Origin of the sequence: Streptomyces sp. Root1310, from assembly GCF_001426425.1 — a bacterium.
Taxonomy (GTDB): Bacteria; Actinomycetota; Actinomycetes; order Streptomycetales; family Streptomycetaceae; genus Streptomyces.
Window position 1 is genome coordinate 200,032 of record NZ_LMEQ01000003.1, and the last position, 22,121, is coordinate 222,152.

The 22,121-nt window shown below is 70.1% G+C and carries 19 protein-coding genes, 5 tRNA genes and 1 pseudogene; 9 read left to right on the forward strand and 16 right to left on the reverse strand.

Going from position 1 to position 22,121, the window contains the following annotated elements:
* Positions 1-2 precede the first annotated feature (2 nt).
* Both ASD48_RS11945 and ASD48_RS11950 read right to left on the reverse strand, forming a co-directional pair.
* Complete coding sequence (locus ASD48_RS11945) at positions 3-1,013, reverse strand: NAD(P)H-dependent glycerol-3-phosphate dehydrogenase (RefSeq protein WP_057601531.1); 1,011 nt, start codon at positions 1,011-1,013, stop codon at positions 3-5.
* Positions 1,010-1,909 (reverse strand): lysophospholipid acyltransferase family protein, encoded by a 900-nt coding sequence (locus ASD48_RS11950; protein WP_057601532.1) that lies wholly within the window; start codon positions 1,907-1,909, stop codon positions 1,010-1,012. The genes ASD48_RS11945 and ASD48_RS11950 overlap by 4 nt, the downstream gene beginning before the upstream one ends.
* Before the next feature lie 164 nt (positions 1,910-2,073).
* On the opposite strand from ASD48_RS11950, the gene cofC reads away from it, so the two are divergent.
* Positions 2,074-2,712 carry a 2-phospho-L-lactate guanylyltransferase gene (cofC, locus tag ASD48_RS11955; RefSeq protein ID WP_057601533.1) on the forward strand — a complete coding sequence of 213 codons (639 nt, stop codon included), beginning with the start codon at positions 2,074-2,076 and terminating at the stop codon, positions 2,710-2,712.
* A 9-nt stretch (positions 2,713-2,721) separates the two neighbouring features.
* Positions 2,722-2,925 carry a hypothetical protein gene (locus ASD48_RS11960; RefSeq protein WP_057601534.1) on the forward strand — a complete coding sequence of 68 codons (204 nt, stop codon included), beginning with the start codon at positions 2,722-2,724 and terminating at the stop codon, positions 2,923-2,925.
* A gap of 105 nt (positions 2,926-3,030) precedes the next feature.
* Here the strand turns inward: ASD48_RS11960 and ASD48_RS11965 are convergent, their stop codons facing one another.
* From ASD48_RS11965 to leuC, 4 genes are all read right to left on the reverse strand, one after another.
* A complete protein-coding gene (locus tag ASD48_RS11965; protein ID WP_057601535.1) occupies positions 3,031-3,702 on the reverse strand; it encodes an HU family DNA-binding protein in 672 nt (223 codons plus the stop codon).
* Positions 3,703-3,840: 138 nt separating this feature from the next.
* Entirely contained in the window at positions 3,841-4,071 is a 231-nt protein-coding gene (locus ASD48_RS11970) for a hypothetical protein (RefSeq protein ID WP_028806672.1), read from the reverse strand.
* Between the two features lie 274 nt (positions 4,072-4,345).
* Complete coding sequence (gene leuD / locus ASD48_RS11975) at positions 4,346-4,939, reverse strand: 3-isopropylmalate dehydratase small subunit (protein ID WP_057601536.1); 594 nt, start codon at positions 4,937-4,939, stop codon at positions 4,346-4,348.
* 6 nt (positions 4,940-4,945) lie between these two features.
* Entirely contained in the window at positions 4,946-6,376 is a 1,431-nt protein-coding gene (gene leuC, locus ASD48_RS11980; protein WP_057601537.1) for a 3-isopropylmalate dehydratase large subunit, read from the reverse strand.
* 189 nt (positions 6,377-6,565) lie between these two features.
* On the opposite strand from leuC, the gene ndgR reads away from it, so the two are divergent.
* Positions 6,566-7,282 carry an IclR family transcriptional regulator NdgR gene (gene ndgR, locus ASD48_RS11985; protein WP_007384919.1) on the forward strand — a complete coding sequence of 239 codons (717 nt, stop codon included), beginning with the start codon at positions 6,566-6,568 and terminating at the stop codon, positions 7,280-7,282.
* An 84-nt stretch (positions 7,283-7,366) separates the two neighbouring features.
* Here ndgR and ASD48_RS11990 read toward each other — a convergent pair whose 3' ends face one another.
* Positions 7,367-7,861 carry a DUF4188 domain-containing protein gene (locus ASD48_RS11990; RefSeq protein ID WP_057601538.1) on the reverse strand — a complete coding sequence of 165 codons (495 nt, stop codon included), beginning with the start codon at positions 7,859-7,861 and terminating at the stop codon, positions 7,367-7,369.
* 38 nt (positions 7,862-7,899) lie between these two features.
* Between ASD48_RS11990 and ASD48_RS11995 the strand changes: the two genes are divergently transcribed.
* Entirely contained in the window at positions 7,900-8,544 is a 645-nt protein-coding gene (locus ASD48_RS11995; RefSeq protein ID WP_057601539.1) for a MerR family transcriptional regulator, read from the forward strand.
* A 70-nt stretch (positions 8,545-8,614) separates the two neighbouring features.
* Here ASD48_RS11995 and ASD48_RS12000 read toward each other — a convergent pair.
* The 9 genes from ASD48_RS12000 to ASD48_RS12040 all read right to left on the reverse strand — a co-directional run bounded on the left by ASD48_RS12000 (position 8,615) and on the right by ASD48_RS12040 (position 12,646).
* Positions 8,615-8,687: transfer RNA gene (locus ASD48_RS12000), tRNA-Glu, on the reverse strand.
* Between the two features lie 28 nt (positions 8,688-8,715).
* Positions 8,716-8,787: transfer RNA gene (locus ASD48_RS12005), tRNA-Gln, on the reverse strand.
* A gap of 20 nt (positions 8,788-8,807) precedes the next feature.
* Positions 8,808-8,880 (reverse strand) — tRNA-Glu (locus ASD48_RS12010).
* A gap of 62 nt (positions 8,881-8,942) precedes the next feature.
* Positions 8,943-9,015 (reverse strand) — tRNA-Glu (locus ASD48_RS12015).
* A gap of 42 nt (positions 9,016-9,057) precedes the next feature.
* A tRNA-Gln gene (locus ASD48_RS12020) sits at positions 9,058-9,129 on the reverse strand.
* Between the two features lie 91 nt (positions 9,130-9,220).
* Positions 9,221-9,949 carry an HAD family hydrolase gene (locus tag ASD48_RS12025; RefSeq protein ID WP_057601540.1) on the reverse strand — a complete coding sequence of 243 codons (729 nt, stop codon included), beginning with the start codon at positions 9,947-9,949 and terminating at the stop codon, positions 9,221-9,223.
* Positions 9,950-10,047: 98 nt separating this feature from the next.
* A complete protein-coding gene (gltX, locus tag ASD48_RS12030) occupies positions 10,048-11,532 on the reverse strand; it encodes a glutamate--tRNA ligase (protein WP_079073732.1) in 1,485 nt (494 codons plus the stop codon).
* Positions 11,525-12,310, reverse strand: coding sequence for a fumarylacetoacetate hydrolase family protein (locus tag ASD48_RS12035; RefSeq protein ID WP_057601542.1), 786 nt, complete (start codon positions 12,308-12,310; stop codon positions 11,525-11,527). The genes gltX and ASD48_RS12035 overlap by 8 nt, the downstream gene beginning before the upstream one ends.
* 147 nt (positions 12,311-12,457) lie before the next feature.
* Complete coding sequence (locus ASD48_RS12040) at positions 12,458-12,646, reverse strand: hypothetical protein (protein ID WP_057601543.1); 189 nt, start codon at positions 12,644-12,646, stop codon at positions 12,458-12,460.
* Between the two features lie 602 nt (positions 12,647-13,248).
* Here ASD48_RS12040 and ASD48_RS12045 point away from each other — a divergent pair.
* The 5 genes and pseudogenes from ASD48_RS12045 to ASD48_RS12065 all read left to right on the forward strand — a co-directional run bounded on the left by ASD48_RS12045 (position 13,249) and on the right by ASD48_RS12065 (position 22,120).
* A complete protein-coding gene (locus ASD48_RS12045) occupies positions 13,249-17,016 on the forward strand; it encodes a nitrate- and nitrite sensing domain-containing protein (RefSeq protein ID WP_057601544.1) in 3,768 nt (1,255 codons plus the stop codon).
* Between the two features lie 9 nt (positions 17,017-17,025).
* Positions 17,026-17,439 carry a roadblock/LC7 domain-containing protein gene (locus tag ASD48_RS12050; protein ID WP_020128762.1) on the forward strand — a complete coding sequence of 138 codons (414 nt, stop codon included), beginning with the start codon at positions 17,026-17,028 and terminating at the stop codon, positions 17,437-17,439.
* A gap of 112 nt (positions 17,440-17,551) precedes the next feature.
* Positions 17,552-17,950 carry a DUF742 domain-containing protein gene (locus ASD48_RS12055; RefSeq protein ID WP_009190816.1) on the forward strand — a complete coding sequence of 133 codons (399 nt, stop codon included), beginning with the start codon at positions 17,552-17,554 and terminating at the stop codon, positions 17,948-17,950.
* A pseudogene (locus ASD48_RS12060) lies at positions 17,931-18,444 on the forward strand (ATP/GTP-binding protein). The gene ASD48_RS12055 and the pseudogene ASD48_RS12060 overlap by 20 nt, the downstream one beginning before the upstream one ends.
* Before the next feature lie 376 nt (positions 18,445-18,820).
* Positions 18,821-22,120 (forward strand): nitrate- and nitrite sensing domain-containing protein, encoded by a 3,300-nt coding sequence (locus ASD48_RS12065; RefSeq protein ID WP_199875761.1) that lies wholly within the window; start codon positions 18,821-18,823, stop codon positions 22,118-22,120.
* Position 22,121 lies beyond the last annotated feature (1 nt).

A 22,121-nucleotide genomic window follows, 5' to 3' on the forward strand; every position in this document is an offset into this window, starting at 1 on the left:
GCTCAGCGTCGCTCGGGCTTCGCGCTGCGCGACATCAGCTCCTTGAGGGCGACCACCGGAGGCTTGCCCTCGTGGACGATGCCGACGACCGTCTCGGTGATGGGCATGTCGACGCCGTGCCGGCGGGCCAGATCCAGCACCGACTCACAGGACTTGACGCCCTCGGCGGTCTGCCGGGTGACCGCGATGGTCTCCTGGAGGGTCATGCCCTTGCCGAGGTTGGTGCCGAAGGTGTGGTTGCGGGAGAGCGGCGAGGAGCAGGTCGCCACCAGGTCGCCGAGCCCGGCGAGTCCGGCGAAGGTCAGCGGGTCCGCGCCCATCGCCAGGCCCAGCCGGGTGGTCTCGGCGAGGCCGCGCGTGATCAGCGAGCCCTTGGCGTTGTCGCCGAGGCCCATCCCGTCCGCGATGCCGACCGCGAGGCCGATCACGTTCTTCACCGCGCCGCCCAGCTCGCAGCCCACCACGTCGGTGTTGGTGTAGGGGCGGAAGTACGGCGTGTGGGAGGCAGCCTGGAGCTTCTGGGCGACCGCCTCGTCGGTGCAGGCGACCACGGCCGCGGCGGGCATCCGGGAGGCGATCTCCCGCGCGAGGTTGGGCCCGGTGACGACGGCGATCCGGTCCGGCCCGACCTTGGCGACGTCGTCGATGACCTCGCTCATCCGCATGGTCGTACCGAGCTCGACGCCCTTCATCAGCGACACCAGGACCGTGTTCGGGGCGAGCAGCGGCGTCCAGTCGGCGAGGTTGGCGCGCAGGGTCTGCGAGGGAACCGCGAGGACGGTGAAGTCGGCGTCCCGGGCGGCCTCGGCCGCGTCGGCGGTGGCGCGCAGGTTGCGCGGGAGTTCGACGCCGGGGAGGTAGTCGGGGTTGGTGTGCGTGGAGTTGACCGCGTCGACGAGCTCGGGGCGGCGTGCCCACAGCGTCACCTCGCAGCCCGCGTCGGCGAGGACCGTACCGAAGGCGGTCCCCCATGATCCGGTACCGAAGACGGCCGCCCTCACGGACTTGCTCACTTGCTGTTCTCCCCCTCGTGACTGGTCTGCGCGTGCGTGGTGTTCGCGTGACCGCTCTGCGCGTGGCTGGTCTGCGCGGGTCCGGGCACCGTGCCGTCGATCTCCGCGGCGGTCTCGGCACCGGACTCCGCCCGGGCCTCCGCACGGGCCGCCGCCGCGGTCTCCGCCCGGGTGCGGCGGCGCTGCTCGATCCGCTCGCGGCGCGGGTCGTAGGGCGTCTCGGGCGCCTTCTCGCCGCGGATCTCCTCCAGCTGGGCGGTGACGGCCGCCATGATGACCTCCGTGGCCTCCTTGAGGAGTTCCGGGGTCATCTCGTGGCCGTAGAACCGCGTGAGGTCCACGGGCGGGCCGGCCAGCACGTGGTGGGTCTTGCGCGGCAGGAGGTTGGGCTTCCTGGCGTACGGCGGCAGCAGTTCGTTCGCGCCCCACTGGGCGACGGGGATCACCGGGCACCTGGTCTGGAGGGCGACGCGCGCGGCACCGGTCTTGGCGGTCATGGGCCAGCCGTCGGGGTCGCGGGTCAGGGTGCCCTCGGGGTAGAACGCGACGCACTCGCCGCGCTCCACGGCCTCGATCGCGGCCCGGAAGGCGCTCAGCGCGTCCGTGCTCTCGCGGTAGACGGGGATCTGCCCGGTGCCGCGCATCGCGGCGCCGACGAATCCCTCCTTGAAAAGACCGCTCTTCGCCAGGAATCGCGGCACGCGTCCGCTGTTGTACTGGAAGTGCGCGTAGGCGAAGGGATCGACATGCGAATTGTGGTTCACCGCGGTGATAAAACCGCCGTCGGCCGGAATATGCTCCATTCCGCGCCAGTCCCGCTTGATCAGAACCACCAGCCAGGGTTTGCAGAGGACCGCAGCGAAGCGGTACCAGAAGCCGATTCTGCGGCGGGGCACGCGGACACCTTCCTCTAGGACTTCCCATGGCCTGCTCCGGGGCCTGGGGGCCGCACAAGTGTCGCCCCGGGCCGCCGGTCTGTCGAGAACACGGTACGCCCGCGCGTCCGGCCGGCGGATGGGCCGGGTGACAATGTCCGCGACACGAGAGGGACGGTACGCCGGTGCAGTGGACCTTGGTCATACCCCTGAAGCCCTTGGCGCTGGCCAAGAGCAGGCTCGCGGACACCGCCACCGACGGGCTGCGCCCGGGTCTCGCCCTCGCCTTCGCCGAGGACACCGTGGCGGCCGCACTGGCCTCACCTGCGGTGCGGGATGTGGCAGTAGTCACGGACGACGCCCTGGCCGGGCGGGTCCTGGCGGCCCTGGGCGCCCGGATCGTCCCCGACGAGCCGCGCGGGGGCCTCAACGCCGCCCTGGCCCACGGGGCCGCCGCCGTACGCGCCTTCCGTCCCGATTCCCCGCTGGCGGCTCTCAACGCCGATCTGCCGGCCCTGCGCCCGCAGGAATTGGCCCGGGTACTGGACGCCGCCGGGGAATTCCCCCGTGCTTTTCTCCCGGACGCGGCCGGGATCGGCACCACGCTTCTCGCCGTCGCCGCGGGGCGTGAATTGCTGCCCGCATTCGGCACGGATTCCCGGGCGCGGCACCGCTCCTCCGGGGCCGTGGAACTCCGCCCGGAGGGGGTGGACTCCGTTCGCCAGGACGTGGACACCGGCGAGGATCTGCGCGCCGCGCTGTGCCTCGGGGTGGGTCCCCGGACGGCCGCGGCGGCGGCGCAGCTGTTGATTCCGGGGCAGTAGGCTGCCGCCATGCAGGCGACCGCATACACGTACGACCCCGACACCCGCAGCGGCCAGGTGCTGCTGGACGACGGCACACCGGTGCCCTTCGACGCGCCGGCGTTCGACGCGGGCGGGCTGCGGCTGCTGCGGCCCGGACAGCGGGTGCGGATCGAGGTGGAGGGGCCGCGGGACAGCCCCCGGATCACCCTCGTGACGCTGCAGACGTTCTGACGGGCTCGGGCTCTCCACCGGGTGCCCTCCCGGCGCCCGCCCGACACGCCGCGGGCCGGACTTCCGAGAGGGAGTCCGGCCCGGCGCGTGAGTGCCTCTGCTGTCCTACGCCTTGCGGGCGGTGGTCTTCTTGGCGGTGGTCTTGCGCGCGGTCGACTTCTTGGCGGGGGCCTTGGTCGCCGTCGCCTTCTTCGCGGCCGGAGCCTTCTTGGCCGTCGTCTTCTTGGCGGTGGCGGACTTCGCGGTGGTGGTCTTCGCGGCCGCGGTCGTCTTCTTGGTGGCGGCCTTCTTCGCGGTGGTCTTCTTGGCGGTGGCCGTGGTCTTCTTCGCCGCTGCCGTCGTCTTCTTGGCGGCGGCCGTGGTCTTCTTCGCGGCGGCCGACGCCCTCTTCGCCGGGGCGGCCTTCTTCGCGGCGGCCTTCTTGACCGTGGCGGAAGCGCCGCCGGTCAGGCTGCCCTTGGGGGCCTTCTTCACGGCGACCTCGCCACCACGCGGGAGCTTCTTCGAGCCGCTCACCAGGTCCTTGAAGCCCTGTCCTGCGCGGAATCGCGGCACGGACGTCTTCTTGACCCGAACCCGCTCGCCCGTCTGGGGGTTGCGAGCGTAGCGGGCCGGCCGGTCGACCTTCTCGAACGAACCGAAGCCGGTGACCGAGACCCGGTCTCCCGCGACCGTCGCGCGGACGATGGCGTCCAGGACCGCGTCGACCGCCTCGGCGGCCTGCTGGCGGCCGCCCACCTTGTCGGCAATCGCTTCTACGAGCTGCGCCTTGTTCACGTCTTCCCCTTCGGAGACATTAGCCGGAACGAAACTGTTCAAGCTTTTTCGCACGTTAGGCAGATATATACCGCAAATCAAACACGAAACGGGCTAATCACCCTTGTGCCGCAACGAAATCGGCTGCTCCGGAGGCGATCAACGCTCCCCTTCGGGCATTCGCCCCTCGTCGAGGTCCGCCATGAACCGCTCCAGACGCCTTGTCGCATCGGCGAGATCGTGCTTGGCCGCGGCCGTAATGACCAGCAGCTTCCGGGTCAGCGCCATCCGTACGCCCTCCGGGACTTGCAGTGCGCGCACTCTTGTGTGCGCTTCCTTGAGCTGGTTCGCGACCGCCGTATAGAGCTCGAGTTGGCCGTCGTGTTCCATGCACAGATTGTGCCATCTGGGGCGAGTTGTCGCCCGCCCAGGGGGCAACTGCCGCCTCAAACGGCCGCCCCGGCACTTCCGGCGGTCGCTTCCACACAAGGCGCGTACCCCGGCAACAACCCCTCTAACGTGGGAAGTTGGGAGGCGGGGCGAAGATCGACGGGGCCGAACGGGTGCAGACACAGCCGTACCCCCGATCGGACCGATCGGGGGTACGGCGGGGGTGTCGCGGTGGCCGAAACTCGACCTGCTCAGGGCCTCTCGGGCCCCGGGATCAGAGCTGGAGCGTCCGCGGCTTGTGCGTCGGGCGCTTGGCCTCGTAGGCGGCGATGTCGCCCTCGTTCTGGAGGGTGATGGAGATGTCGTCCAGCCCGTTCAGCAGCCTCCAGCGGGAGTTCTCGTCCAGCTCGAAGGAGGCGGTGATGCCCTCGGCCCGCACCTCGCGCGCCTCGAGGTCCACCGTGATCTCGGCCTGCGGGTCCCGCTCGGTGAGCTCCCACAGCGCATCCACGATCTTCTGCTCGATCACTACCGTGAGCAGGCCGTTCTTCAGCGAGTTGCCCCGGAAGATGTCGGCGAAGCGGGACGAGATCACGGTCTTGAAGCCGTAGTTCTGCAGTGCCCAGACGGCGTGCTCACGGGAGGAACCGGTGCCGAAGTCGGGGCCGGCGACCAGAACGCTCGCGCCCTGCCGCTCGGGGCGGTTGAGGATGAAGGTCTCGTCCTTGCGCCAGGCCTCGAACAGCCCGTCCTCGAAACCGTCCCGCGTGACCTTCTTGAGCCAGTGAGCAGGGATGATCTGGTCGGTGTCGACGTTGGAGCGACGCAGCGGGACGGCCCGGCCGGTGTGCGAGATGAATGCTTCCATGACTGATCAGACTCCAGCGGGCGTACGGGTCTCGGCGTCGGACAGGTCGGCCGGGGAGGCCAGGTGGCCCAGGACGGCCGTGGCGGCCGCGACCTGCGGCGACACCAGGTGCGTGCGACCGCCCTTGCCCTGCCGGCCCTCGAAGTTGCGGTTGGAGGTGGACGCCGAGCGCTCACCCGGGGCCAGCTGGTCGGGGTTCATGCCGAGGCACATCGAGCAGCCCGCGTGCCGCCATTCGGCGCCGGCCTCCTTGAAGACGACGTCCAGACCCTCGGAGACGGCCTGGAGACCGACCCGCACCGAACCGGGGACGACCAGCATCCGTACGCCGTCGGCGACTTTGCGGCCCTCGACGATGGCGGCGGCGGCCCGCAGGTCCTCGATCCGGCCGTTGGTGCACGAACCTACGAAGACGGTGTCCACGTTGATGGACCGCAGCGGCTGCCCGGCCTCCAACCCCATGTACTCCAGGGCCTTTTCGGCGGCGAGGCGCTCCGATGCGTCTTCGTACGAAGCCGGGTCGGGGACGGACGCCGAAAGCGGCGCGCCCTGACCGGGGTTGGTGCCCCAGGTGACGAACGGCGCCAGCGTCGTGCCGTCGATGACGACCTCGGCGTCGAACTCGGCGTCCGCGTCCGTCCTCAGCGTCTTCCAGTACTCGACCGCCGCGTCCCAGTCCGCGCCCTCGGGGGCGTGGGCGCGGCCCTTGATGTACGCGAAGGTGGTCTCGTCGGGGGCGATCATGCCCGCGCGGGCGCCGGCCTCGATCGACATGTTGCAGATGGTCATCCGGGCCTCCATCGAGAGCTTCTCGATGGCGGAACCCCGGTACTCCAGGATGTAGCCCTGGCCGCCGCCGGTACCGATCTTGGCGATGATCGCCAGGATCAGGTCCTTGGCGGTCACCCCGTCGGCCAGTTCGCCCTCGACCGTGATCGCCATGGTCTTGGGGCGGGCCAGCGGCAGCGTCTGGGTGGCCAGCACGTGCTCGACCTGCGAGGTGCCGATGCCGAACGCCAGCGCGCCGAACGCGCCGTGCGTGGAGGTGTGGGAGTCGCCGCAGACGACGGTGGTGCCGGGCTGGGTCAGACCCAGCTGGGGGCCGACGACGTGCACGACACCCTGCTCGACGTCGCCGAGCGGATGCAGCCGCACACCGAAGTCGGCGCAGTTCTTGCGCAGCGTCTCCAGCTGGGCGCGCGAGACCGGGTCGGCGATCGGCTTGTCGATGTCGAGGGTCGGGGTGTTGTGGTCCTCGGTCGCGATGGTGAGGTCGAGACGGCGCACCGGGCGGCCGTTCTGCCGCAGCCCGTCGAAGGCCTGCGGGCTGGTCACCTCGTGCAGGAGATGCAGATCGATGAAGAGGAGGTCGGGCTCGCCCTCGGCGCGCCGGACGACGTGGTCGTCCCAGACCTTCTCCGCGAGTGTCCTACCCATCGCTTTCCCTCCGGCCGGCAATGACGCACCGGCCCAACTAGAGATCTTGTGGAGGCGACGCCCGTTGCCCCTGTTCCCGGGCACCCGCCGCCAGGCCCGTTGGTCCGCGGGCCACCATGCGTCCAAGGGTTGCGCGTCTCACGGAAAAATGAACTTGCGTTTCACAGAGTGAGACGGGAGTATCGTTGCATGGACAACAGTAGCGGCGTCGGCGTTCTGGACAAGGCAGCCCTTGTCCTGAGCGCCCTGGAGTCCGGTCCGGCCACCCTCGCAGGCTTGGTCGCTGCCACCGGACTCGCACGACCCACGGCCCACCGGCTGGCCGTGGCTTTGGAACACCACCGTATGGTGGCGCGCGACATGCAGGGCCGTTTCATCCTCGGCCCCCGCCTGGCCGAACTGGCCGCGGCCGCCGGCGAGGACCGCCTCCTGGCCACCGCCGGCCCGGTGCTGACGCATCTGCGTGACATCACGGGCGAGAGCGCACAGCTCTACCGCCGCCAGGGCGACATGCGCATCTGCGTGGCCGCGGCGGAACGCCTGTCCGGCCTTCGGGACACGGTCCCGGTCGGTTCCACGCTGACGATGAAGGCCGGTTCCTCGGCCCAGATCCTGATGGCCTGGGAGGAACCCGAGCGCCTGCACCGCGGCCTCCAGGGCGCCCGCTTCACGGCGACGGCCCTGTCGGGCGTACGGCGCCGCGGCTGGGCCCAGTCCATCGGTGAGCGCGAGCCGGGCGTCGCGTCCGTGTCGGCTCCCGTCCGCGGCCCCTCCAACCGCGTGGTGGCCGCCGTCTCCGTCTCGGGCCCCATCGAGCGCCTGACCCGCCACCCCGGCCGCATGCACGCCCAGGCGGTCATCGACGCGGCCGCCCGCCTCTCGGAGGCCCTGCGCCGCACCGGCTGACACCGGAAGGGAAAGGGCGGCCTCAACGCCGCGGCAGCTCTTTCCCGTACGGCAAGGTCGCCCGCCCCGGGGCGCGCCGCGCCCTTACGGCGCGGACCGATACGAGAACCGGTCCTTCGCGTACCGCCCCCGCTGCTCCAGCGGAACCTGCCCGTGTGCCGCAGCGAGGCCGAACGCCGGCATGTCCCCGTAGATCGCCTCGTACGACCCCTCCGGGACGACGTACGTCTCGTGCCAGATCCCGACGTGCCCGCGCACCTTCCCGCCCCGTTCCATGCGGTTGATCTTCGCCCAGGCCTCGTGATGGAAGGCGTCGGGCGCGGTCGCGTAGGCGTACAGCTTCTCCTTCGACTCCCAGTACTGGACGACGTAGTACGTCCGCGGCGAGGCCGTCAGGAGCACCCGGGAGAGCAGACCGCGGCCGGGATCCTTCTTCAGCTCCGCCAGCATGCGGAACATCGCCAGCATGACCGGCACCCACTGGTGCACGGCCCAGAAGTGGTTGACGCGCATTCCGATCAACAGGACGACCACGTCTCCCCGGGCGTCCGCGGTGGTACGGCTGGCTGTGAAGGACATGCTTGGATAGTGCCGCTAACCAACGAAGGGCACAAGGCATGCGGCTGGCCGAACTGAGCGAACGCAGCGGTGTGTCCACCGCGACGATCAAGTACTACCTGCGCGAGGGGCTCGTGCCACCCGGCCGCCAGGTGAACGCCACGACCGCCGAGTACGACGACGAGCATCTGCGCCGGCTGCGTCTGGTGCGGGCGATGATCCAGGTGGGCGGGCTGCCGGTGGCCACGGTGCGCGAGGTGCTCGGCCATGTCGACGACGACTCCCTGGGCCGCACGATCCGGCTCGGCGCGGCCCTGTGGGCGCTGCCGCAGGTCCCCGAGCCGGACGCGGAGGACGAGTACGTGCGCGCCGCCCACCTGGAGGCGGACGAACTGCTGGGCACCCTGGGCTGGTCGAACGCCCGGCAGCTGACGACCATCTCGCCCGCCTACCGCTCCCTGGTGGTGGCGGTGGCCGCGATGCGCCGGCTCGGCTACGACTGGAACGCCGAACTCCTCGTGTCCTACGCCCGGTTGATGCACCGGGCGGCCGTGCTGGACCTGGACTTCATGGAGACGCGGGAGTCGGAGCCGGAGCGGGTCGAGGCGGCGGTGCTGGGCGCGATCCTCGTCGAGCCGATGATGCAGGCGCTGCACCGGCTGGCGCAGGAGGAGGAGTCGGCGCGGCGATACGGCTTCGCATGAGGCCGGACACGCGGAAAGCGGCCGGATACACGGAAAGCCCCTCGCCGAAGCGAGGGGCTTTCCGATCACGTACCCCCGACCGGATTCGAACCGGCGCTACCGCCTTGAGAGGGCGGCGTGCTAGGCCGCTACACAACGGGGGCCTAGATCATGCGTTTCCGCAGATCAGAGCTGGTCTACCAGGACTCGAACCTAGAATGACGGTACCAGAAACCGTAGTGTTGCCAATTACACCATAGACCAAGGTGATTCAAGGAAAATCGTACCCCCGACCGGATTCGAACCGGCGCTACCGCCTTGAGAGGGCGGCGTGCTAGGCCGCTACACAACGGGGGCCCTAGCGATCCTGCATCGAGGTGAGAGGGAGCTACCCGAGCTCTCCTCGCGGGAAGGATCTGTACCCCCGACCGGATTCGAACCGGCGCTACTGCCTTGAGAGGGCAGCGTGCTAGGCCGCTACACAACGGGGGCTTTGTGGAGTAGATCTCCACGGGCGCAGATAAGCTCTGCGAGCTGGCCTACCTGGACTCGAACCAAGACTAACTGAACCAGAATCAGTCGTGCTGCCAATTACACCATAGGCCACTGGAACGCAAGCCCCGCAGGGGTTCTTGTTCTAGCGTTGCTCCTCCGGCTCCGGCCTTTCGGCCCGCTTCCCGGCGGCGCAGGAAGAACATTACCCGAAGGTGGACCGGGCTCCAAAACGGGTATCGGGGCCGAGGATCGCGGGCAGTTCGGCGAGCGAGACGATCCGGTGGCGGCCGGACGGGAGCTCGACGGTGGCCGCGCCGTAGCGGTCGATCCACACGGAGAGCAGTCCGGCGTCGGCTGCGCCCCGGCCGTCGATCTCCGGATGATCACCCACGTAGGCCACCTGGTGCGGGGGCAGCGACAGGGCCTCGCAGGCCGCGAGGAAGGCGCCGGGCTCCGGCTTGGAGACCCCCAGTTCCGCCGCGCACAGGATGACCTCGAAACGGTCGTGGACGCCGAGGGTGCGCAGCTTGTGGTCCTGGACGTGGATGCTGGAGTTGGAGAGCACGGCGTGGCGGTGGCTGGCGGAGAGGTCGTCGAGCACGGGCAGGACGTCCGGGAAGAGCGACCAGGCCGCCTCGTAGTGCGCGTGGTACCGCAGGAGCCAGTCGTCGGCCTCCGCGTCGGCCATCTCGCGGCCCAGGAACGCGCGCACCCGGTCCCGGCGCTGGTCCTCGAAGGTGATCCCGCCCGCCGAGAAGCGGGCCCAGTGCTCTTCGGTGACCTCCCGCCACCGCGCGAGCCCCGCCTCCGCGGTACCGAAGCGGTCGAGCAGCCCCTCGGCCGTCAGATAGGACCGCATGCCCTCGCGGTCTGCGGTCGTGTAGTCGAAGAGGGTGTCGTCCACGTCCCAGACCACGGCGAGGATGCTCATGATCCAACGGTAACGCCGGGGCGGCCGCCCTGTCCGGGAGATGCCGAAGGGGCGGCGCCCCGGGTCACCGGGCGCCGCCCCTTCGGGCACACGTGCCGCTACGCGGCGAGCTTCGCCAGGGCCGCGTCGATGCGGGCCAGCGTCTTGTCCTTGCCCAGGATCTCCAGGGACTCGAAGAGCGGCAGGCCGACCGTGCGGCCGGTGACGGCGACGCGGACCGGAGCCTGGGCCTTGCCGAGCTTGAGGCCGTGCGCCTCGCCGGCGGCCAGGACGGCCTCCTTCAGGGACTCGGCCGAGGTCCAGTCGGCCGCGGCCAGCTTCTCGCGGGCCGTCGTGAGCAGCGCGTCGCTGCCCTCCTTCATCGCCTTCGCCCAGCTCGCCTCGTCGGAGACCGGCTCCGGCAGGAAGAGGAAGTCGACGTTGTCGGTGATCTCCGACAGCACCTTCAGACGGGTCTGGGCGTGCGGGGCGATCGCCTCCCACTTGGCCTCGTCGAAGTCCTGCGGGGACCAGGGGGCGAAGGGGGCCTTCAGCCAGGGCGCGCAGCGCTCGGTGAAGTCCTTCACGTCCAGCAGGCGGATGTGGTCGGCGTTGATCGCCTCGCACTTCTTCAGGTCGAAGCGCGCCGGGTTGGGGTTGACGTCCGCGATGTCGAAGGCCGCGGTCATCTCGTCCATCGTGAAGATGTCCTGGTCGGCCGAGAGCGACCAGCCGAGCAGCGAGAGGTAGTTGAGCAGGCCCTCGGGGAGGAAGCCGCGCTCGCGGTAGAGGTTGAGCGAGGACTCCGGGTCCCGCTTCGACAGCTTCTTGTTGCCCTCGCCCATCACGTACGGCAGGTGACCGAAGTGCGGGGTCCCCTGGGCGATGCCCAGTTCGGTCAGCGCCTTGTAGAGGGCGATCTGGCGGGGGGTCGAGGAGAGCAGGTCCTCGCCCCGCAGGACGTGCGTGATCTCCATCAGCGCGTCGTCCACCGGGTTGACCAGCGTGTACAGCGGGGCGCCGTTCGCGCGGACGATGCCGAAGTCGGGCACGTTCTCCGGGGTGAACGTCAGCTCGCCGCGGACCAGGTCCGTGAAGGTGATCGTCTCGTCGGGCATGCGGAAGCGGACGATCGGGGTGCGGCCCTGGGCCTCGTACTCCGCCACCTGCGCCTCGGTGAGGTCGCGGCAGTGGCCGTCGTAGCCGGAGGGCCTGCCGGCGGCGCGGGCGGCGTCGCGGCGGGTGTCCAGCTCCTCCTGGGAGCAGTAGCAGTGGTAGGCGTGGCCGGCGTCGAGGAGCTTGCGGGCGACGTCGGCGTAGAGGTCCATCCGCTGCGACTGGCGGTACGGCGCGTGCGGGCCGCCGACCTCGGGGCCCTCGTCCCAGTCGAAGCCCAGCCAGCGCAGCGAGTCCAGGAGCTGGTTGTAGGACTCCTCGGAGTCACGGGCCGCGTCGGTGTCCTCGATGCGGAAGACCAGCGTGCCCTGGTGGTGCTTGGCGAACGCCCAGTTGAACAGGGCGGTGCGGACCAGGCCCACGTGGGGGTTACCGGTGGGCGAGGGACAGAAACGGACGCGTACGGGGGAGCCGGGTGCGCTAGCCACGCTTGACAACCTTGTTGGTGAGAGTGCCGATGCCTTCGATGGTGACGGCGACCTCGTCGCCGACGACCAGGGGGCCTACCCCTGCCGGGGTGCCCGTGAGGATCACGTCGCCGGGGAGCAGCGTCATGGCCTCGGTGATGTTGACGATCAGATCCTCGATCGAGTGGATCATCTCGCTGGTGCGGCCGAGCTGCCGCTGCTGCCCGTTGACCGTCAGCTGGACGGTGAGGTCGCCCGCGGTCCCGAGGTCCAGGCCGGTCTCCACCCAGGGGCCCAGCGGGCACGAGGTGTCGAAGCCCTTGGCCCGGGCCCACTGCTTCTCACGCTTCTGGACGTCGCGGGCGGTGACGTCGTTCGCGCAGGTGTAGCCGAAGATCACGTCCTTGACGCGCTCCCGGGGAACCTCGCGGCAGAGCCGGCCGATGACGACGGCGAGCTCGGCCTCGTGGTGGACCTCCTCGGAGAAGGCCGGGTACTGGATGGCGTCGCCGGGGCCGATCACCGAGGTGGACGGCTTGAAGAAGGCGAACGGGGCGTCCGGCACCTCGTTGCCCAGCTCGCGCGCGTGCTCGGCGTAGTTGCGGCCGAAGGCCACGACCTTGTTGGGCAGGACGGGCGGGAGCAGGCGGACCTTGCTCAGCGGCACCTTGGTGCCGGAGAGCTCGAAGTCCGTGAACGGGATGCCCTTGATGATGTCGAGGACGAGCTCGTCCGGCTTGTCGCCCTCGACCGCGCCGAAGGCGACGTTCCCGTCGATGGAGAACCTGGCGATGCGCACGGGTTGGTTGGCCCCTTGACTGAGCTGGCTGGAGTGTGACGCCCCAGGCTAACGCGGAAGGGCGTCCCCGGCCGGGGACGCCCTTGACATCGGTGGGTGGCCGCTTTGAGCATTCGGCGGCCGGTGCCCGTATCTCCGCGTGAAGATCTACTCCACGACGGAGGCTGCCACCGGCACCTCCATGAGGATGGTGCGCTTGGGGTTCGCGGTCTGGGCGGGAAGTTCGACGGAGTGCTCCTGCTGCTCCGGGAGCTGGAGATCGTCGGCGTCCGTGAGGTGCGCCAGGGTCGTACGCCGGGGGTTGGCGATCTTGTGGAACATCGTCGTCGTCTTCACAGTTGTACGTGACCCTGTCGTGTCCGGGCGTCCGGGGAGCCCTCAAGGGCCTCCGCACAGGCGCGGTTTGTCGGATGTGCCATCCCTGTAAAGCGTCAGGCTAAACACGCGATTCCCGGTGAAGACGTGAAGGTCGCATGATCAGCGTGTGAGTTTGCTCACGAATCAAGGGGCAAAACGGTCATTTCCGACTGCCTGGTGACCGTCACTAAACGGACATTAACCACCTGAAGCGCTCATTCCGCTCCTGATCATGGCGACTGGGACACCCTCCGACCGCCACCCCTTCACACCCTTATGTCCGCCTTATGTGGGATGGGTTTCTACATCCCGTAACTTGACCCTCACGTCGTGTCACGGATGTCACAGCCTGGCCAACGGGCCTTGTTGGAGATCCTGCACTGTGCTGGAATTCCTCGGACCGCCGCGGGATCGAGCCGGCGCACAGAGGGCGCCCAGCGCGCCCGGTGGCGGCGAGACAGGGGGAGCCAGCGCCGGTTACTCACGACCAATTGGGGGGCGTATTCAGGACGCCCCTCAACACGCCGACACCGTCCTTCCGTTCACGCGGAGGGGCGCCTGGTCCAGAGGTTGCGACGCTAGTGCAGGGACGTTTCAAGAGGGATGGCAGCGCTTCGGCCGAGCCGGAGCCGCACGGCGGGACTGGCCCGATGGCAGTCGGCTCCTCGCCCCAGCACGCCCAGAACCCGGGCCCCAATCCGTCCGGCGACGGCGGTGAGCGCGCCGGGCGTCCCGGTGCGTCCGCGTCGCCGAGTTCTCCTCCCCCGGCTCCGACGAAGCCGCCGACCGGCCCCACCGGCCCCGGCCCGCGGGTGGCGCTGCGCAACTGGCGCATCTCCACGCGTCTGGTGGCGCTGCTGACCCTGCCCGTGGTCGCGGCCACCTCGCTGGGCGCGCTGCGCATCAACCAGTCGATGGACGACATCCAGCAGCTCGACAACATGAAGCTGCTGACGGACATGACCAAGCAGGCCACCGACCTGGCCGACGCGCTCCAGGACGAGCGCGACCGCTCGGCCGGCCCGCTGGCGCACACCGGCAAGGCGACCGACCCCGGCATCAAGGGTCTCCGCGAGAAGACGGACCGCGCGCTGAGCGCCTTCCAGGACTCCTCGGAGGAGATCGACGGCGCCACCTCGGACGGCAACCTCCAGGGCGTCCGGGACAGCCTCGTCGGTCTGCTGAGCGACCTGGGCAGCCTCGCCAAGGTCCGTTCGACGGCCTACGCGGAGAAGGGCAACTCCACCCAGACGGTGGAGGCCTACCACCGCCTCATCACCAGCCTGCTCGACCTCTCGCAGGACATGGCGCAGGCCACCAGCAACCCGGAGATGATCCAGCGCACGCGTGCGCTGGCCGCCTTCTCCGCCGCCAAGGAGTACGCCTCCGTCCAGCGCGCCGTGCTCGCGGCGGCGCTGCCGGTCGGCAACACCGTCTACGGCAACCTCACCGAGAACGACCGGCAGTACGCCGAGGCCGGCCTCGAGAACGAGGAGTCCGAGCTCTCGAGTTTCCGCAGCATCTACGGCGACGGCGGCGCCGAGGAGCTGCTGAAGCCGATCGAGCTGGGCAACCCGGTCATCGAGGACGCCGACACCTACGCGAAGCGGGCCCTCGGTTCCCCCAACGGCCTCGAGTCGCTGGACAAGCAGTCGTACCAGGACTGGCTCGACTCCAGCTCCACCAAGATCAAGCAGATGAACAACATCGAGCTCACGCTGCTCGAGAACATGGAGCAGAAGGCGCGTGAGCTGCGCGCCGAGTCGGAGCGCGAAGCGATCATCTCCGGTGCGCTGATCCTGCTCGTGCTCGGTGTCTCGCTGGTCGGCGCGTTCGTCGTCGCCCGGTCCATGATCCGTTCGCTGCGCCGCCTCCAGGAGACCGCCACCAAGGTCGCCCAGGACCGTCTGCCCGAGCTGGTCAAGCAGCTGTCCGAGTCCGACCCGCAGGACGTCGACACGTCCGTGGAGTCGGTCGGTGTGCACTCCCGGGACGAGATCGGCCAGGTGGCCGCGGCCTTCGACGACGTGCACCGCGAGGCCGTCCGCCTCGCCGCCGAGCAGGCCCTGCTGCGGGGCAACGTCAACGCGATGTTCACCAACCTCTCGCGCCGCTCCCAGGGCCTCATCCAGCGTCAGCTCTCGCTCATCTCCGAACTGGAGTCCCGCGAGGCCGACCCGGACCAGCTGTCCTCGCTCTTCAAGCTCGACCACCTCGCGACCCGCATGCGCCGTAACGGTGAGAACCTCCTCGTCCTCGCGGGTGAGGAGCCCGGCCGTCGCTGGACCCGTCCGGTCCCGCTGGTCGACGTGCTCCGCGCCGCCGCGTCCGAGGTGGAGCAGTACGAGCGCATCGAACTGGCCTCCGTGCCGACCACCGAAGTGGCCGGCCGGGTCGTCAACGACCTCGTGCACCTCCTCGCCGAGCTGCTCGAGAACGCCACCTCGTTCTCCTCCCCGCAGACCAAGGTCAAGGTCACCGGTCACGCGCTGCCCGACGGCCGCGTCCTGATCGAGATCCACGACACCGGTATCGGCCTCTCCCCCGAGGACCTCGCCGCGATCAACGAGCGGCTCGCCTCGCCGCCCACCGTGGACGTGTCGGTCTCCCGACGCATGGGTCTGTTCGTGGTCGGCCGGCTGTCCCAGCGACACGGCATCCGCATCCAGCTGCGTCCCTCCGACTCCGGTGGCACGACCGCGCTGGTCATGCTGCCCGTGGACGTCGCCCAGGGCGGCAAGAAGCCTCAGCCCAAGCCCGGCCAGGGCAGCGTCGCGGGTGGTCCCGCCGCCGCGCAGGCCGCCGCGGGCGTCGCCGCCGCGCGTCGCCAGAACGGCTCCCAGAACGGTTCGCAGGGCGGTGCCCTCGGCTCCGGTCCCGGCACCGGCGGCCGGCTCGCCGCCGGACAGGGTCCCCGGGCCGCGCTGCCCGGCCGTGACGGCGGTGGCCGCCCCGGTGGTCAGCCGCCGCGCGGACCGCAGCAGCCTCCGGCCTCCCCCCAGCAGGGCCGACCGGCTCCGGCCGGTGCGGGTTCCGGCTTCGGCGGCCAGGCGCCGGGCACGCCGCAGGGTCTCCAGGCGGCCGGTACGGCCTCCCAGGGTGTGGACATGTTCGGCGGACGTCCGGCCCAGCCGCGGAACAACAAGGCCGATCAGGGCGGCCGCGGCCGTCAGCCGCAGCTGCCGCCGCGCGGTGGTCCGCGCGCCGAGCTGCCGGGCGGCAACCCGCAGCCGCGGGTGACCAGCTGGGGCGACGAGAACGCCCAGCCGCCGGTCCCGCGCAGCCCGCTGGACGCCCCGCGCGGTCACGAGGAGCCGGACGTCGCCCAGACGTCGCGGATGCCGCGCATCGACGACCGGCAGGGTCCCGGCGCCACCGCCGAGATACCGGCGATCCCGCGCACCGACGACCGCCAGGGCCCGGCGGGCCCCGCGGACTTCGGCCGCCCCCTCGCGAACGGTCTCCAGAGCACCGGCCAGTTCCCGGTCGTGGGCAACCCCCAGACGGGTCCGGGCGGACGGCAGGACACCGGCCAGTTCCAGCGTCCGGGCACGAACGGCCGACCGGACCCGGCGCAGTTCCAGCGCCCCGGTACCGGCGGCCAGCAGGACGAGAACGGTTTCACCCGGTCCGACGTCTTCGGTACGCCCGGCGGCCAGAACGGCTCGGCGGCACCGAACCAGTACGCTCCGCAGGCGTACGACAACGGCTCCACCGGCCAGTTCGCCACCCCGGGCTACGACGCCTCCTCGACCGGTCAGCACTCGCTGCCCGGCCGCCAGGACCCCTCGTCCACGGGCCAGTTCGGCGCTCCGCAGTCGGGTGGCTACGGCACCCCGGTGCAGCCGACCGGCCCGCAGCGCGCCGTCGGGCGTCCGGAGCCGGAGGCACTGCCGCCGGCCTCGGGTCCCGGTGACGGGCGCACCCCGCTCTACGACACGCTGGAGACCAACTGGTTCCACGGTCAGCAGGCGGGCGGTGCGGCCCAGGCTCCGCAGCAACAGCAGCACCAGGAGCCGCAGGCTCCGGCTGCACCCCAGCGTCCCGCCGCCAACGCCTCCTGGCGCACCTCGCCGAACGACGAACTCGTCCGGCAGGCAGAGCGGGTCAGGCAACCGGCCGCGGGCGGCGTCACCACGTCCGGCCTGCCGCGCCGGGTGCCCAGGGCGAACCTCGTCCCGGGCACGGCTCAGCAGCAACAGCACCAACCCGGTCCGCAGGTCTCGCGTGCGCCTGACGACGTACGCGGACGGCTGACCAATCTCCGTCGGGGCATCGCGCAGGGTCGTCAGGCCGGCAACGGTCAGACCGGCAGTTTCCCGAGCCCCACTCACCAGCAGGAGCGTTAGTTGAGTCAGATGAGCCAGGCGGCACAGAACCTGAACTGGTTGATCACCAACTTCGTGGACAACACCCCTGGGGTGTCCCACACCGTTGTCGTGTCCGCCGACGGGCTCCTGCTCGCGATGTCCGAGGGCTTCCCGCGCGACAGGGCCGACCAGCTGGCGGCGGTCGCGTCGGGGCTGACCTCGCTGACGGCCGGCGCCTCCCGGATCTTCGAAGGCGGCAGCGTCGCGCAGACCGTCGTCGAGATGGAACGAGGGTTCCTCTTCCTCATGTCCGTCTCGGACGGCTCGTCGCTCGCCGTTCTGGCGCACCCCGAGTGCGACATCGGCCTCGTCGGCTACGAGATGACGCTCCTTGTCGACCGCGCGGGCGCGGTCCTCACGCCCGACCTGCGCGCCGAGCTCCAGGGCAGTCTGCTCCACTGACCCGCCCCGGCACTACCCACCTCACGAAATCACCGTCCGGCCGACACAATCCCCCCACCGGCCTCGACGGACGGCACGACTGACCGCGAATGCTGTCCCGCCCGGAGGATCCATGACCCCGCCCACCGCCCATCATGATCCGTACGCGGAGCCGTACGGGGATGAGGGCGACCAGCCGCTGGTGCGTCCGTACGCGATGACCGGCGGTCGGACGCGGCCGCGCTATCAGCTCGCCATCGAGGCGCTGATCAGCACCACGGCCGATCCGGCAGCGCTCATGGGGCTGCTCCCGGAGCACCAGCGCATCTGCCATCTGTGCCGTGAGGTGAAGTCGGTCGCGGAGGTCTCGGCTCTCCTGGCCATGCCGCTCGGGGTGGCGCGGATCCTGGTCGCGGACCTCGCCGAGGCCGGACTGGTGGCCATCCACCAGCCGGGCGGCGACGAGAACAACGGTGGCGCTCCGGACGTGACGCTGCTCGAAAGGGTGCTCAGTGGACTTCGCAAGCTCTGACGGAGGGCGGGCCACCACCTCCGCGAAGATCGTGGTGGCGGGCGGCTTCGGCGTGGGCAAGACCACGTTCGTGGGCGCCGTCTCCGAGATCAACCCGCTGCGCACGGAGGCCGTGATGACGTCCGCGAGCGCGGGCATCGACGACCTCACCCACACCGGGGACAAGACCACCACCACGGTGGCCATGGACTTCGGCCGTATCACGCTCGACCAGGACCTGATCCTCTACCTGTTCGGTACGCCCGGTCAGGACCGGTTCTGGTTCATGTGGGACGACCTGGTGCGCGGCGCCATCGGCGCGATCGTGCTCGTGGACACCCGGCGCCCTCAACGGCTTCGACGGCTCGCAGCCGTACCAGCCCGAAGAGGTGCGCGAGGCGCTCCAGATCGGACCGGACACCCCGATCATCACGACCGACGCCCGACACCGTTCCGATGCCAAGAGCGCGCTGATCACGCTGGTCGAGCACGCGCTCATGGCGCGACTGCGGTAATTTTCAAGCACCCGGTGCCGTACGGCGGTTGTCGTAGACGCTCTGGAGCCGACTGTGGCCTTTGACACGGTCGGCTCCGGCGTTCATAACGTTTCGGCAGTGGAATCCACAGGTACCGACACGCGTCGCGGTCGCTTGGTCTCACTGCGCGCACGAAAGCCCCGCCTTTTGGCGGGGCTCGTTCTTTTTGACCGTTTTATCTGGGGCTTACATCACGTCGAACCAGGGCTTTCCCATGTTTGGAAGAGCGCTGGTCGTCGTGCTGGAATGCCTGAACTGCCCAATAGTCAATGACGTACTCATGGTCGATGGCTGACCGGGCTCTGAGACACTGCGGCACGACGAAGGTGCCGACCGCCGAGAGGTTGTTGGTCGAGTGAGGCGAAGCAAGCAAAGTCCCGAGCCGGCGGCCCGGGGCAACTTCACCCCGCCGCCGCGCGGAGCGGCGCCCGCCCCTGTGCCCGGTTCGGAGCCGGCGTCCGCACCCGCGAAGAGCGGCGGCCGCCTCTCCCCGCGGAACTGGCGGGTGCCCACCCGGCTGAACGCGATCCTGCTCATACCCGTGGTGGTCGGCCTGGTCATGGGCGGCTTCCAGGTGAAGAACTCGATCGACACCTGGCAGGAGGCCCGCGACGCCGAGAAGACGGCGAAGATCGTGGCCGCCGCCGGCGAGTACGCCGAGGCCCTGCTCAACGAGCGGGACATCAGCGCCCAGCCGCTGCTCCAGTCCAAGAAGGACGACTCGAACGTCAAGGCGGCCCGCGCCACCACCGACGCCAAGGCCACCGCCTTCCACGACGAGGTCGTCGGGATGCCGGACAAGGAAGGCCTCAAGCGCCGTCTGAAGCTGGTGGAGGAGGCCGAGCCGACTCTGACGAAGATTCGCGCCGCCGCCTACACCAAGGCCCTGGACCCGGTGAAGACCGAAGAGGGCTACGTCGCGGTCGAGCACCTGCTGATGGAGTTCTCCAACGAACTCGGCCTCGGCACCGGCAACATCACCGCCTACGGCCGCACCGTCTACGCGGTCGCCCTGGCCAAGGGCGCCGAGTCCCTCCAGCGCGCCATCGGCATGCACCTGCTGGTCCGGCCGAGCCCCGACGAGACGGTCTTCCGGCAGCAGCTCACCGCCTTCACGTCGTACGCCTACCTCGAGGGCATCGCCCAGCAGGAGTACGTCTCCGGCGGTACCACCGAGGACGCCGCGCGGCTCACCGAGGTCATGAAGGAGAAGACCGAGGAGGGCGCGCAGCAGGCCGCCGACGCGAAGGCCAAGGCCGAAGCGGCGGGCGAGGAGTTCACCGCTCCGCCGAGCATGGACAAGATGATCCAGGCGATCGCCAGCGGGCAGGACCCGTCGAAGCTCGCCGAGCAGGGGGTCACCGCCAAGGCCTGGATGAACGCCGCGACGCTGAAGTTCGAGGGCTACAGCCAGGTCGAGAGCGAGCTCATCGACCGTGCGGTCACCGACGCCGGTGAGATCGCCTCCGACGCGCAGCGCGACGCCATCATCAACGGCGCGATCGTCATCATCGCCCTGCTCGCCGCGTTCATCGTCGCCAGTCTCATGGCCCGCCAGATGAGCCAGGCCATGCGCCAGCTGCGCAACGCCGCCTTCGGCATCGCCGAGCAGCGGCTGCCGATGCTGGTCGACCAGCTCTCGCGTACCGACCCGGGCCGGGTGGACACCCGTGTCCAGCCGATCCCCATCAACACCAGGGACGAGATCGGCGAAGTCGCCCGCGCCTTCGACCAGGTCCACCGCGAGGCCGTCCGGCTGGCCGCCGAGCAGGCTCTGCTCCGGGGCAACATCAACGCGATCTTCACCAACCTCTCGCGCCGCAACCAGTCCCTGATCGAGGGCCAGCTGACCCTGATCACCGACCTGGAGAACAACGAGGCCGACCCGGACCAGCTGGAGAACCTCTTCCGCCTGGACCACCTCGCCACCCGTATGCGCCGCAACGGCGAGAACCTCCTGGTCCTCGCCGGCGAGGAGCCGGGCCGCCGCTGGGACCAGCCGGTCCCGCTGGTCGACGTGCTGCGCGCCGCCTCCTCCGAGGTGGAGCAGTACGAGCGCATCGAGCTGTCCGGCGTACCCGAGGCCGAGATCCACGGCCGTGCCGTGACCGACCTCGTGCACCTGCTCGCCGAGCTTCTGGAGAACGCGACCACGTTCTCCTCCCCGCAGACCAAGGTCCGCGTCACGGCCACCCGTCTCCCCGACGGCCGGGTCATGATCGAGATCCACGACAAGGGCATCGGCCTCACCGCCGAGGACTTCGCGGACATCAACCACAAGCTGGCCAATCCGCCGACGGTGGACGCCGCGATCTCGCAGCGCATGGGCCTGTTCGTGGTCGGCCGGCTGTCCGACCGGCACGGTATCCGCGTCCAGCTGCGCCCCTCGGGCGAGCAGGCCGGCACCACCTCGCTGGTCATGCTGCCGGACGCCATCACCCACGGTGGCGGTGGCGAGCAGCAGCCGCGCGACGAGTTCACCGTCTCGCAGATCATCCCGGAGCAGAACTACGGCGGTGGCGGCGAGGACTTCAACAACGGTCTGCCGATGCGCACCGCGGCGGAGCTCGGCTTCGACGACAGCCAGTACGAGGTCCCCGACGACATCCGCGACCTGGACCCGGTGGGCCGCTCGCTGATGCGCGAGGAGCGCCGTGCGGCCCTGGAGACCCAGCCGGGCCAGCCGACGGGCCAGCAGCAGTCCGCCGAGGGCTTCGACGCGTCCCGTCAGCAGCAGTCGTACGACGCCGGCCAGAACGGCTTCGACCCCGCCCAGCAGGGTGCCGGAGCCGGCTACGACAACGGTGCGACCGGGTACGCCGAGCAGCCGGCGGCGTTCGACCAGCAGACGTCGTACGAGGAGCAGCAGCGTCCGGCGTACGACGACCAGTACTTCGCGCCGAACGGTGGCATGCCGCAGGGCGAGTCGTTCTCCGGCAACGGCGGCCTCCCGCAGAACGACGGCTTCGCGTCGAACGGCGGCTACCCGGACCCCGCGTATGCGGAGCCCGGCCGCGAGGAGCGTCCGGCGGCCCCCGCCGCCGCGTCCGAGGGCTTCCAGCCGTACCAGGAGCAGCAGTCCTACCAGGACGACTGGCCCCAGCAGAACGGCCACACGAACGGTTACCAGAACGGCTACCAGGACCAGTACGCTCCGGAACCGGAATCCACGCAGGCCGCTGACGCGGGTGAGCAGAACCGCGTAGGCTTCGACCGTCCGGGACCCTCCTCCTCCGCCTCCCACGCGCTGACCGACGCCGGTCTCCCCCGCCGCGGCTCCGCCGCAAGCGGTGCGAACGGCGCCCGGCCCGCGAAGCAGGAGCCGGCGGCCTCCCCCGCGGAGAGCAACGGCGGCGGCGACTCCTGGCGTTCGGCGAACGACGAGCGCTGGCAGCAGGCCTCCGCTCTGAAGAAGCCCAAGGCGGGTGGGGTCACCTCCTCCGGCCTGCCGCGGCGGGTGCCCAAGGCCAATCTGATCGAGGGCGCCGCCGAGACCACCCCCCAGGGAGGCCCTCAGGTCTCCCGCGCCCCGGAGGACGTCCGTGGCAGGTTGAGCAACCTGCGTCGGGGCGTCCAGCGCGGACGCAACGCAGGCAGCAGTGAAACGAACGGCCAGGGCCTCGGTCCTGACAGCACCTACAACCAGGAGCGTTAGT